Source organism: Streptococcus marimammalium DSM 18627, assembly GCF_000380045.1.
Lineage (GTDB): Bacteria > Bacillota > Bacilli > Lactobacillales > Streptococcaceae > Streptococcus > Streptococcus marimammalium.
Map to the genome: position 1 here is coordinate 22972 of NZ_KB904339.1, position 12283 is coordinate 35254.

Here is a 12283-nt window from a genome sequence, read left to right on the forward strand (position 1 = left end):
TAACATTTTTAGTTAGACTTTTGTAAAAAAGTTTATGCAACCGATTGCTTAACTTTTTTCAAAAGAGTATACTAGTAAGAGTGACATATAATTAATTTGTTAAAGTAATCAAAATTTTTATCTTAATGAAAGGGCAAATGCAGAATTTTGTAAAAGATAGGGAACGAACTATTTTAACAAAACTATGCTTTGTAAATAACATTTGTATGATTGAAGCACAACACACAAGTTTAAACACTATCGAAATCATTTTTACCACTTTAGATGGTATAACAAAAGAAAGATTATTTGTAGATATTTCAGTCACTGATGCGTCACAACAAATACTATCATTGTCAGATATCTTGATTGATGAAAAAACAAAAATTGTGAGCTTGATGGGAGAATTTCCTCAAACAAGAGCACCTTATACTATTCACTTTGATGATAATGATTTTGAAACAGCAATGAACTGGCAATTAAAAGATAGTCTTTACCGCTATGATGGTCCCTTAGGAGCTCAGGTTAAAGAAAACGGGAAAGTTGTTGATATGACGCTTTGGTCACCAAGTGCTGATGGGGTTGATGTGGTTATTTATGATAAAGATAATCAAGTAAACCGTATCGGAAAAGTTGCGATGACAAAAGGTGAACATGGGGAATGGCACGTCCAATTAAGGGTAGAAACAACTCTAAATATCAGTGATTATCGCGGTTATTATTACCATTATGAAATCACCAGAGGACAAGATAAAGTTCTCGTGCTTGACCCTTATGCCAAATCTTTAGCTGTTTGGAATAGTGAGTTAGCTGAAAAAGATCCGTCTTATAGAGTGGCCAAAGCTGCCTTTGTTGATCCTTCTGAAGTTGGACCAAAAGAACTGACATATGCTCAAATTGATGGGTTTAAAACAAGAGAAGATGCCATTATTTATGAAGTACATATTCGTGATTTCACTTCAGATGAATCTATTTCTAATGGATTAAAGCATCAATTTGGGACTTTTTCAGCCTTTATTGAAAAATTAGATTATCTCAAAGATCTTGGTGTCACTCATGTACAACTTTTGCCTATTATGAGCTATTACATTGCTAATGAATTAGAAAATGGCAATCGTTTAAGCGACTATGCTTCAAGTGATACCAATTACAATTGGGGCTATGATCCTCAAAGTTATTTTGCTTTGACAGGCATGTATTCAGAAACACCAAATAATCCGCTCGCTCGTATCGCTGAATTTAAAAACCTCGTTAATGAAATTCATAGACGAGGGATGGGAGTCATTTTAGACGTGGTTTATAACCATACAGCTAAAACTTTTATTTTTGAAGATTTAGAACCCAATTACTATCACTTTATGGATGCTAATGGCTCACCTAGAACCAGCTTTGGAGGAGGTCGTCTGGGGACAACTCACCACATGAGTCGTCGTATTTTGGTCGACTCTATCAAATATCTTGTCGATGAGTTTAAGGTTGATGGCTTTCGTTTTGATATGATGGGTGACCATGATGCAGAGTCTATTGAGATGGCTTATTTGGAAGCCAAGACATTAAATCCTAATATTATCATGCTAGGAGAAGGATGGCTGACGTTTGTTGGTGATGAAAACAAACCACTTCAACCAGCTGATCAAACATGGATGAGTCAAACAGATACGGTTGCAGTTTTTTCCGATGACATCAGAAATCTTTTAAAATCTGGCTTTCCAAGTGAAGGACAACCAGCATTTCTTACAAATGGTGCTAAAAGTATTGAACAGCTCTTTAACAATATTAAGGCACAACCAAGTAATTTTACAGCAGACTCACCGGGAGATGTGATTCAATACATTGCGGCCCATGATAATTTAACCTTGTTTGATATTATTGCTCAATCCATTAAAAAAGACCCAGCTATTGCTGAAAATTTACAAGAGATACAAAAACGCCTACGTATTGGAAATCTTTTAGTATTAACATCACAAGGAACACCATTTATTCACTCTGGTCAAGAATATGGCCGTACCAAACAATTCCTAGGAGTAGGTTATGAAAAACCAGTAGCAAATGGTAAGGTACCAAGTAAAGCTCATCTCTTAGTGGATGAGAAGGGTGATCCTTTCAAATACCCTTATTTCATCCATGATTCTTATGATTCAACGGATGCTATTAATCAATTTGATTGGCAAAAAGCAACGAATAAAGAAGTTTATCCAGAACATACACTGAGTCAAGTCTATACTAAGGGATTAATTGCTTTAAGACGTTCGACAGATGCCTTTAGCCTTAAAACGATGGCAGACATTAATCAAAAAGTCAGTCTGATTACTCAACCAAATCAAAATGACATCAAAGCAGAAGATTTGGTGATTGCTTATCAAACCATTGCCTCAAATGGTGATATTTATGCCGTCTTTATTAATGCAGATACCAAAAAACGTCAATTTGTCCTATCAGATGATTATAAGCACCTGCTTGAAGCTGATATTATTGTAGATGGTCAAATGGCAGGAATAACACCTATTAGCCAACCATTTGGTGTCGATATAACAACAGATGCGGTTCATTTGGCACCACTAACAGCTACTGTCTTCAGACTAAAAGCAAGCAGAATTGATATAAAATAATATTAATAAATAATATCCCATCTTAGTGATCTAAGATGGGACTTTAAATGAAGACTAGAAAACGTTTACTTTTAATATATTAAGTTGTACAATAAGAATAGTTATAACTTTTGAAGGAGATTACTATGGAAATAACAACAAAAGTGATTGAAACAATTAAAGATAAAGAAGTCACTCAAATTCGACTTATCAATGATAATGGTGTAGAAGCACATCTGATAACCTTAGGGGCTACTTGGCAAGCCTTTTTAGTCCCTCAAGTAGATGGTACCAAGAAAAATATCGTCTTAGGTTTTGATACACCAAGTCACTACAATCAAAACGGTATTGCTGCAGGTCAGTCTATTGGACGTGTGGCAGGACGTATCAAAAATGGTCAATTTAGTATTTCAGACCAAGATTATCAAGTGGCTCAAAATAATAATGGCAACGCACTACATGGTGGACCAAATGGTTTTCATCGTCAACATTGGGATTATGAGTTGGTTGAAGATAAGGACACAATCGGTGTTAAATTCATCTATCATGCTAAAGAAGAAATCGATGATTTTCCAGGTGATATGACAGTTTCCGCCTTATACCTACTAGATAATGAAAATAAGTTAACCGTTTCTTACACCGCGACAGATGTTACAAAAGACACTTTGTTTAATCCAACCAACCATGTCTATTTCAATCTTAGTGATAAGCAAGATTTATCAAGTCATGAGCTAGCGATTAAAGCGGATTATGTCCTTGAATCAGACGATAATCTCATTCCAACAGGAGTGAAAAAAGAAGTCGCAAATACACCTTATGATTTTAGAATTGCAAAACCAATTGTTCCTGCAATTGAAGCAACTGGTGGTATTGACGATGCCTTTATTGTTGAAGCAACAGACAACCAACCAATTGCCATCTTAACAGATAAAGACAGTCATGATACTGTTTCAATCTATTCAGATAGAAATGCTATTGTAATTTACAGCTTTAACTTCCCTGAAGATAATGTTTATTTTGCAAGAGATAATGGTTTAGAGAATAAAAAACATGAAGGTATCGCTATGGAAGCTCAGACTCTACCTGATGCCATAAACCATCCAGATTTTGGTAATACTATTATTAAAAAAGGAGAAACAGTGACACATAGCATTACTTTTTCATACACAAAAGAAATATAATTGTTAGAAAATATTTGAGACTAGTGTGATTGGAGAATATATTGGAAAATAAAGTAACCATTAAGACTTATTTATGGAGATGTAAAAAAGAGAACAGCAAGTGGTTTTTGAGCATCTGACTCTTCATTTTGAAAAAAATAAAAAATATGCTTTGACTGGAACATCTGGAGTTGGAAAATCATCACTCCTCAAACTTATCAAAGGAGAACTCTTTCCTGATTCAGGGACTATCAGTTTCAATGGAATTTCTCTTCTAGAGATTGATAGGCAGTCCTTAAACGACAATATTAGCTATGTGTCTGCTGATAATCATATTTTCAATGAAAGTCTACGGTTTAATTTGACTTTAGGAAAAGAAATTGAGCAATCAGAGATTTTTCGAGTGCTAGATATCTTAAGCTTGAAGAATTGGGTCAGTGATTTAGACAAGGGATTAGAAACAAGACTATCACAGATTACCCAAGATATGTCAAGCGGTCAAAAACAGCGTATTCTATTGACTCGATTATTATTAGAAGACAAACCCATCTGGCTCATTGATGAAGGAACGTCTGCTATTGACAAAGATAATCGTGAATTGATTGAAGAAGAGCTCTTAAAACAACCAAACAAAACAATTCTTTTTGTAACACACCATCTATCGGAAACACTGGCAGAACGATTAGATAGCAAGATACATTTAGATGATTTCGTAGCGAAACATTAGTGTGTTAGAACTATTTTATCAAAAATCTTATACCAAGATTTGGTTTACAATGTCACTAACCCTTTCATATTTTAAAAACCACGATATTTATCGTGGTTTTTTATTAGAGGCAACTATCTCTGATGGTTAACTTGGTCGCTAGTCTAACCATTGAAGCAATTTTTGGAGGATTTGGCGATAGGGTTTGTGTCATCAAGTCAACTGCGATTTTCCCCATCTCTTCAGTATAGACCGTGACACTAGATAGGGCTGGAAAAACTTGTTTAGTGATGGGAGTATCATTAAAGCCTATGAGACTCACTCTTTCAGGCACAGCAATCTTTGCTTCTTGTAAGGCCTTTAAAGCTCCCACAGCCAAAGTATCATTAGCAATGAAAAAGGCTTGTGGAAGTTCATTTCCCAATTCTTGAATGGCTTTTTGCATCAAATCATAACCAGATTGGGTTGAAAATGGTCCTACATAGACAGATTTTGCCTTATAGATACCTAATTCACTCATGTAGTTTTTAAAGGTTCGAAAACGTTGGTCAATTAAATGTTCTAAGCCATCACTAGTGGATTCCTCACCTGCTATCATACCAATGTCTGAAAGATTTTGATTTAAAAAATAATCTATGGTATTAATGACTGAACTATCAAAATCCGTTGTTACACAAGAATAACCGTCATTAAGTGTATCACTATCAACAAAAATAAGTGTTGAAGTAATTTTTTCTAATTTTTCAATCTGTTTTTGACTAAATTTACCAATGGCAAGAATCCCTGAAATATCAGTATCAATTGAAAAAATAGCATTGTTGAAAAAGCGTAAGATATTATAACCTAATTCTTGAGCTCTTTTTTCAATGCCAATACGAATGGCATAATAATAAAGGTCATTAAGTTCTTCCTGCTCACTATACCATTGCAAAATAGCAATGGTTTTTTTCTGCCCATTTTTTTTACTATTTTTTTGGTGTTTGGTATAGTTGAGTTTTTCAGCAGTTGTTAGTATTTTTTCTCTGGTCTTTGGGCTAACTGAAAGAGTGTCGTCTTGACTGAGAACACGTGATACAGTAGCTATTGAGACCTTTGCTGCTTTAGCGATATCTTTAATCGTTGCCATAACCCTTCTCCTTTAGTCGTTTTTATTATATCACAAAAAATTAAAAAATTAGTAAAATTTTACTAAAATAATTGACTTTAGATTTTCTAAAGCGTAAAATAATAATGAACTATTATCATAAATTTAAAAGGAGAACTTTATGAACATTCAAGAACTACAACAAGCTTTTTTAGCTGTTTTTAATACTGAAGCTGATGCCACTTTTTTCTCACCAGGACGTATCAATTTGATTGGTGAGCATACTGATTATAATGGTGGTCATGTTTTTCCAGCAGCTATCACTATTGGAACATATGGTGCTGCTAGAAAACGTGATGATCAAACCTTACGTTTTTATTCAGCAAACTTTGAAGATTTAGGCATTATCGAAGTTGACTTAAATAATCTAGTTTTTGACAAGAAAGACAATTGGACAAACTATGCTAAGGGTGTTCTTAAGTTCTTGAAAGAAGCTGGTCATACTATCGATTCTGGGATGGATATTTATGTTTATGGTAACATTCCAAATGGTGCTGGTTTATCATCATCAGCCTCATTAGAACTGCTAATTGGTATTATTGCAGAAGAATTATTTAATCTTAAATTAGAACGCTTAGACCTTGTAAAAATTGGTAAACAAACGGAAAACAACTTTATCGGGGTTAATTCAGGCATTATGGATCAATTTGCAATTGGTATGGGTGCCGATAATCGCGCTATTTATCTTGATACTAATACTTTAGAGTATGACTTAGTACCACTTGATTTGGGAGATAACGTTATTGTTATCATGAACACCAACAAACGTCGTGAATTGGCTGATTCAAAATATAACGAGCGTCGTAGCGAATGTGAGATGGCTGTTGAAGAATTAAATACTGTCTTAGACATCAAAACACTTGGTGAATTAGATGCTAAAGCTTTTGATGAATATGCTTATTTGATTAAAGACGAAAATCGCCTTAAACGTGCTCGTCATGCTGTTCTTGAAAACCAAAGAACACTTGAAGCGCGTGAAGCCTTAGCAGCAGGTGATTTAGAGAGATTTGGTCGTTTAGTGAACGCTTCTCACGTTTCATTAGAGCATGATTATGAAGTCACAGGTATCGAACTTGATACTCTTGCTCACACTGCATGGGAACAAGAAGGCGTACTTGGTGCACGTATGACAGGTGCAGGATTTGGTGGCTGTGGTATTGCTATTGTTGCTAAAGATAAAGTTGATCAATTTAAAGAAAATGTTGGTAAAATCTACACAGAAAAAATTGGCTATGCACCAGACTTTTACATTGCTGAGGTAGCAGGTGGTTCACGTGTCCTATCAAGAAAATAAGACTATGAAAACAATAATAGAGGTCTTTGTTGCTAAAGTTATCGAGAATTCTCATTACACACCTTTAGATGCTTTTTATCTAAAAAATCGTATATTGGCTTTAGTAGGAGAAGAAAATACTCAAAAAGAAACTGATCTTACTGAACTTATTGCTTTAAAAGATGAATTGGTTGCCTTAGCAGTTACAAATGGTAAAGTAGGAGCACTTCAAGAAGAAAAAGATACCTTGGGTGCAGAATTGATGAATCTCATCACACCAATACCTAGTCAGCTTAATCATGATTTTTGGCAAACGTATGCAACTGATAAAAAGCAAGCTATTTCTGATTTTTATCAACTCAGTCAAAAAAATGATTACATTAAGTTAAAAGCTATTGCTAAAAATATTTATTATCAAGTGGCGACTGATTATGGCCATTTAGAGATTACGATTAACCTATCAAAGCCTGAAAAAGATCCAAAGGCGATTGCCATGGCAAAACAAATGAAAAGCACTAGCTATCCCATGTGTCAACTTTGTGTTGAAAACGAAGGCTATCAAGGTAGAATCAATCATCCGGCAAGAGCTAACCATCGCATCATCAGACTTGATTTAGGTGATGAAAAATGGGGATTTCAATATTCACCTTATGCCTACTTTAATGAACATAGTATCGTGTTAAACACTGAACATGTTCCCATGGTGATTAGTCAAAAAACCTTTGAACAGTTGTTAGATATTATTGATATTTTCCCAACTTATTTTGTTGGTAGTAATGCTGATTTACCAATTGTTGGTGGGTCAATTTTGACACACAATCATTACCAAGCAGGAAAACACACTTTTCCAATGGAAGTGGCACCACTAGATAATTCCTTTTCATTTGAAGGTTTTGAGAATATTCAAGCAGGGATTGTGAAATGGCCTATGTCTGTTCTTCGTCTAAAAGGTGATAATAAAAAAGAATTGGTTGCTTTAGCAGAAAAAATTCGCCTGGCTTGGAAATGTTATTCTGACATGAGCCAAGATATTATTGCAAAGACTGGTAGCCAAGAACACCATACCGTTACTCCTATTGCTAGAAAAAATAATGGCTTATATGAACTGGATCTTGTTTTAAGAGATAATCATACGTCAGAAGAATTTCCAGATGGCATTTATCATCCGCATCCAGATGTGCAACATATCAAAAAAGAAAATATTGGACTTATTGAAGTGATGGGGTTAGCTATTTTACCACCTCGTCTAAAAGATGAACTTCTCGATGTTGAACGTTATTTATTGGAAAAAGAAAATGAGATAAAAGACTATCACAAAACTTGGGCTAATGACATTAAAACCAAGTATGGTCAGTTTGAGCCAGAGACAGTATCAGACATTGTCAAAGAAGAAATGGGTCTGATTTTTGCTCGTGTTCTTGAAGATGCTGGTGTTTATAAACGCACAAAAGCTGGTCAAGAGGCCTTTATGGCTTTTGTGAGAAGTGTTGGGATTAAAGAAGGAGATTAAAATGACTGTTTTAGTACTTGGTGGTGCTGGCTATATCGGCTCACATATGGTTGATCGTTTGATTGAAAAAGGCGATGAACAAGTGGTTGTGGTCGATAATTTAGTAACAGGCCATCGTGATGCTGTTCACTCTGAGGCTGTGTTTTATGAAGGTGATTTAGCTGATAAAGACTTTATGCGACAAGTCTTCTCAAAACATCCTGATATTGATGCTGTTATTCACTTTGCTGCCTTTTCACTTGTAGCTGAGTCGATGAGTAATCCTTTAAAATATTTTAATAATAATACGGCAAAAATGATTGCACTACTAGAAGTGATGCTTGAGTTTGAAATTAAAAATATTGTCTTTTCATCAACAGCAGCTACTTATGGTATCCCAGAAAAAATGCCAATTCAAGAAAATGATAATCAAAAACCAATCAACCCTTACGGAGAAAGTAAGTTGATGATGGAAACAATCATGAAATGGGCTGATAGTGCCTATGGTTTAAAATCAGTAGCTCTTCGTTATTTTAATGTCGCAGGAGCAAAACCTGATGGTTCTATCGGAGAAGATCATGGCCCTGAAACCCATCTTTTACCGATTATCTTACAAGTTGCCCAAGGAAAACGTGATAAAATCATGATTTTTGGTGATGACTACAAAACACCAGATGGCACTAATATTAGAGATTATGTTCATCCTTTTGATTTAGCAGATGCTCATATCTTAGCGGTTAATTACTTACGTGAAGGCAATCCTTCTACTGCCTTTAATTTAGGGTCATCAACTGGTTTTTCTAACCTAGAAATCCTTGAAGCAGCTAGAGAAGTGACAAAACATCCCATTCCATCAGAAATTGGTGAGAGGAGATTAGGAGACCCAGATACCCTTATTGCTGACTCAAAAAAAGCAAGAGAAATTCTAGGATGGAAGCCTCAGTTTGATAACATTAAAAAAATTATTGAAACAGCTTGGGCTTGGCATTCTAATCACCTTAATGGCTACGATGATAGGAAATAGAAATTTTTCTTGAGGTTTAAAAATAATATGCTTGTCTGTCTTATTTCTGACAGCAGGCTTTTTTTAAACTTAGATATAGTTAAAAACTATAACATATTCAATGAATTAACAATTTGATTCTTATAAGAAGATATGAGAGAATGAATTCATTCATTTATTAAAAGAAAAAGAGGAAATATTATGTCATTAAAAAAATTAGTTTCATTACTTACGATTACATTATTAGCTGGATTTATTTTAACAGCATGTGGTGCTAGAAATGATGACGATGATGCTAAAACATTAAAAATCGGTGTGATGTCAATGACAGAATCTGATGAAGCACGTTGGGATAAAATTGCTGAATTGTTAGAATCAGAAGATATCGATCTTGATTTTGTAGAGTTCACTGAATATTCTCAACCAAACAAGGCTTTAGCAAACAATGAAGTGGATATTAATGCTTTTCAACATTACAATTTTTTAAACAATTGGAATGATGAAAATAATGGTGATTTAGTAACCATTGCTGAAACTTATATCAGTCCAATTCATCTATTTTCAGGAACAGATGCTTCTGGTAAAGCAAAATATCAAAATGTTTCAGAATTACCAGATGGTGCTCAAATTGCTGTTCCAAATGATGCTACTAATGAAAGTCGTTCTTTATACGTCTTACAATCTGCAGGGCTCATTGAGTTAGATGTGTCAGGTGATGAATTAGCAACCATTGCCAATATCAAATCAAATCCTAAGAACTTGGATATTAAAGAGCTAGAAGCTAGTCAAACAGCTCGCTCACTCATTTCTGCAGATGGAGCCATTGTTAACAACAGTTATGCTGTGCCAGCAAATATTGATTATGAAACATCACTTTTTAAAGAAGAAATTAATGATGATTCAAAACAATGGATTAACATTATTGCAGGACAGAAAAATTGGGAAAAATCTAAAAAAGCCGATTTAATTAAAAAAGTAATAGAAGCCTATCAAACAAATGAAGTTAAGAAGATCATCGAGGAGACCTCAAATGGTATTGACTTACCAGTTTGGTAAAAATAATACAATTAAGCGTGTTATTCACACGCTTAATTGTATTATATGCTTTAATGATGGATACTAAAAGAAAATAAAGAAAGGGAAAACTATGGCTCAAACCATTATCTCCTTAGACAACATTGACATTACTTTTCGTCAAAAAAATAAAGTAATAGAAGCTGTTAAAAATGTTAGTCTAACAATTGATAAGGGACAAATTTATGGCATTGTCGGTTATTCGGGTGCCGGGAAGTCAACGCTTGTGCGTGTGATTAATCTTTTACAAGTACCTACAGCAGGTAAAATTACCATTGATGGTGATGTAACATTTGATCAAGACAACATTCAAATTAGTCCCAATGAACTACGAGAAAAACGTCGTGATATTGGAATGATTTTTCAGCATTTTAATCTCATGGCTCAAAAAACAGCAAAGGAAAACATCGCATTTGCCTTAAAGCACTCGCCACTAAGTAAAAGTGAAAAAGAGCAAAAAGTCCAAGATTTGCTAAACTTAGTGGGACTATCAGACAGGTCTGATAGTTACCCTGCACAATTATCAGGTGGTCAAAAGCAACGTGTAGCTATTGCTCGTGCTCTAGCTAACGACCCTAAAATCTTGATTTCAGATGAAGCAACATCTGCACTTGATCCAAAAACAACCAAACAAATTTTAGCCTTACTACAAGATCTCAATAAAAAATTGGATTTAACAATTGTTTTAATCACTCATGAGATGCAAATCGTAAAGGATATTTGTCACCGTGTAGCTGTCATGCAAAACGGACAATTGATAGAAGAAGGATCTATCTTAGAGATATTTTCACATCCAAAAGAGAGTCTAACCAAAGACTTTATCAATGTGGCAACTGGTATTGATGAAGCATTGCCAAAAATTGAAAAACAAAAAATTGTACAACAATTACAAAATAATGCTGTCTTGGTAAAATTAAATTATGTTGGCTCATCAACTGATGAACCGATACTTAATAGGATATATAAGCAGTTTGATATCAGTGCTAATATTTTATACGGTAATATTGAAATTTTGGATAACACACCTGTTGGAGAAATGATTGCTATTTTAGAAGGTAACGAAGAAAATCTTGAAAAAGCACTCTTGGCTATCAATGATTCCAATGTCACAGTAGATATTTTAAAGAAAGGATGTTAAATGATTGAGTTAATTCAGACTTATCTTCCCAATGTTTATCAACTTGGTTGGGGTGGTGATAATGGTTGGGGAACAGCTATTTATTACACACTTTATATGACTTTTATTCCTTTTATTATAGGTGGAAGTGTTGGTTTAGCCGTTGGTTTACTGCTAGTGATGACAGCTCCTCAAGGTGTTTTAGAAAATAAATATATTTATTGGATTCTTGATAAAATAATTTCAATTTTTAGAGCTATTCCTTTTATTATTTTACTAGCAATTATGTTTCCTATCGCCTTATTATTAGTTAATTCTGTCATTGGACCGGATGTTGCTAACATCTCACTTTCTGTTGCCGTGTTTGCCTTTTTTGTCAGACAAGTGCAAGTAGTTTTATCAGAGCTAGATAAAGGTGTGATTGAAGCCGCACAAGCTTCAGGAGCAACAACTTGGGATATTGTGCTTATTTATATCACAGAAGGACTACCAGACATTATTCGAGTGTCAACAGTAACCATTATCTCTTTGGTCGGTGAAACTGCCATGGCTGGAGCAATCGGTGCGGGAGGCCTTGGACATGTGGCCATTTCCTATGGTTATAATCGCTACAACAACGATGTCACTTGGGTCGCTACCATCTGCATCCTCCTCATCATTTTTGGTGTTCAATTTTTGGGAGATTTTCTTACTAAAAAAATAAATCATAAATAGAATAAATATCACTAGGTAAGTTTATATCAATAGAAA

At 34.6% G+C, this 12283-nt stretch carries 9 protein-coding genes and 1 pseudogene; 9 read left to right on the plus strand and 1 reads right to left on the minus strand.

Translation table 11 applies throughout. The features are described 5' to 3' along the window. Positions 1 to 125 precede the first annotated feature (125 nt). The 3 genes and pseudogenes from A3I1_RS07635 to A3I1_RS0100145 all read left to right on the plus strand — a co-directional run. Positions 126 to 2588 (plus strand): annotated as a pseudogene (locus tag A3I1_RS07635) (pullulanase); the annotation flags it as partial. Positions 2589 to 2713: 125 nt separating this feature from the next. Then, on the plus strand, positions 2714 to 3748 hold the full coding sequence (locus A3I1_RS0100140; protein ID WP_018369286.1) for an aldose epimerase family protein: 1035 nt from the start codon (positions 2714 to 2716) through the stop codon (positions 3746 to 3748). Between the two features lie 100 nt (positions 3749 to 3848). Further along, on the plus strand, positions 3849 to 4454 hold the full coding sequence (locus A3I1_RS0100145) for an ATP-binding cassette domain-containing protein (RefSeq protein WP_018369287.1): 606 nt from the start codon (positions 3849 to 3851) through the stop codon (positions 4452 to 4454). Positions 4455 to 4557: 103 nt separating this feature from the next. Here the strand turns inward: A3I1_RS0100145 and A3I1_RS0100150 are convergent, their stop codons facing one another. Next, positions 4558 to 5559 carry a LacI family DNA-binding transcriptional regulator gene (locus tag A3I1_RS0100150; RefSeq protein ID WP_018369288.1) on the minus strand — a complete coding sequence of 334 codons (1002 nt, stop codon included), beginning with the start codon at positions 5557 to 5559 and terminating at the stop codon, positions 4558 to 4560. 139 nt (positions 5560 to 5698) lie between these two features. Between A3I1_RS0100150 and A3I1_RS0100155 the strand changes: the two genes are divergently transcribed. The 6 genes from A3I1_RS0100155 to A3I1_RS0100180 all read left to right on the plus strand — a co-directional run bounded on the left by A3I1_RS0100155 (position 5699) and on the right by A3I1_RS0100180 (position 12247). Continuing rightward, on the plus strand, positions 5699 to 6871 hold the full coding sequence (locus tag A3I1_RS0100155; protein WP_018369289.1) for a galactokinase: 1173 nt from the start codon (positions 5699 to 5701) through the stop codon (positions 6869 to 6871). A gap of 4 nt (positions 6872 to 6875) precedes the next feature. Next, a complete protein-coding gene (gene galT, locus A3I1_RS0100160) occupies positions 6876 to 8360 on the plus strand; it encodes a UDP-glucose--hexose-1-phosphate uridylyltransferase (protein ID WP_026216704.1) in 1485 nt (494 codons plus the stop codon). A gap of 1 nt (position 8361) precedes the next feature. Beyond that, positions 8362 to 9363 (plus strand): UDP-glucose 4-epimerase GalE, encoded by a 1002-nt coding sequence (gene galE, locus A3I1_RS0100165; protein ID WP_018369291.1) that lies wholly within the window; start codon positions 8362 to 8364, stop codon positions 9361 to 9363. A 180-nt stretch (positions 9364 to 9543) separates the two neighbouring features. Then, positions 9544 to 10398 carry a MetQ/NlpA family ABC transporter substrate-binding protein gene (locus A3I1_RS0100170; protein ID WP_018369292.1) on the plus strand — a complete coding sequence of 285 codons (855 nt, stop codon included), beginning with the start codon at positions 9544 to 9546 and terminating at the stop codon, positions 10396 to 10398. Positions 10399 to 10489: 91 nt separating this feature from the next. Continuing rightward, complete coding sequence (locus A3I1_RS0100175) at positions 10490 to 11554, plus strand: methionine ABC transporter ATP-binding protein (protein ID WP_018369293.1); 1065 nt, start codon at positions 10490 to 10492, stop codon at positions 11552 to 11554. Beyond that, on the plus strand, positions 11555 to 12247 hold the full coding sequence (locus tag A3I1_RS0100180; protein ID WP_018369294.1) for a methionine ABC transporter permease: 693 nt from the start codon (positions 11555 to 11557) through the stop codon (positions 12245 to 12247). The last annotated feature ends 36 nt before the right edge of the window (positions 12248 to 12283 follow it).

Excerpts from the sequence above, each read along its gene's own strand:
- A3I1_RS0100140 (WP_018369286.1), top strand. The coding sequence starts at position 2,714 with ATGGAAATAACAACAAAAGTGATTGAAACAATTAAAGATAAAGAAGTC.
- A3I1_RS0100150 (WP_018369288.1), bottom strand. The coding sequence starts at position 5,559 with ATGGCAACGATTAAAGATATCGCTAAAGCAGCAAAGGTCTCAATAGCT.
- A3I1_RS0100155 (WP_018369289.1), top strand. The coding sequence starts at position 5,699 with ATGAACATTCAAGAACTACAACAAGCTTTTTTAGCTGTTTTTAATACT.
- galT (WP_026216704.1), top strand. The coding sequence starts at position 6,876 with ATGAAAACAATAATAGAGGTCTTTGTTGCTAAAGTTATCGAGAATTCT.
- galE (WP_018369291.1), top strand. The coding sequence starts at position 8,362 with ATGACTGTTTTAGTACTTGGTGGTGCTGGCTATATCGGCTCACATATG.
- A3I1_RS0100170 (WP_018369292.1), top strand. The coding sequence starts at position 9,544 with ATGTCATTAAAAAAATTAGTTTCATTACTTACGATTACATTATTAGCT.
- A3I1_RS0100175 (WP_018369293.1), top strand. The coding sequence starts at position 10,490 with ATGGCTCAAACCATTATCTCCTTAGACAACATTGACATTACTTTTCGT.
- A3I1_RS0100180 (WP_018369294.1), top strand. The coding sequence starts at position 11,555 with ATGATTGAGTTAATTCAGACTTATCTTCCCAATGTTTATCAACTTGGT.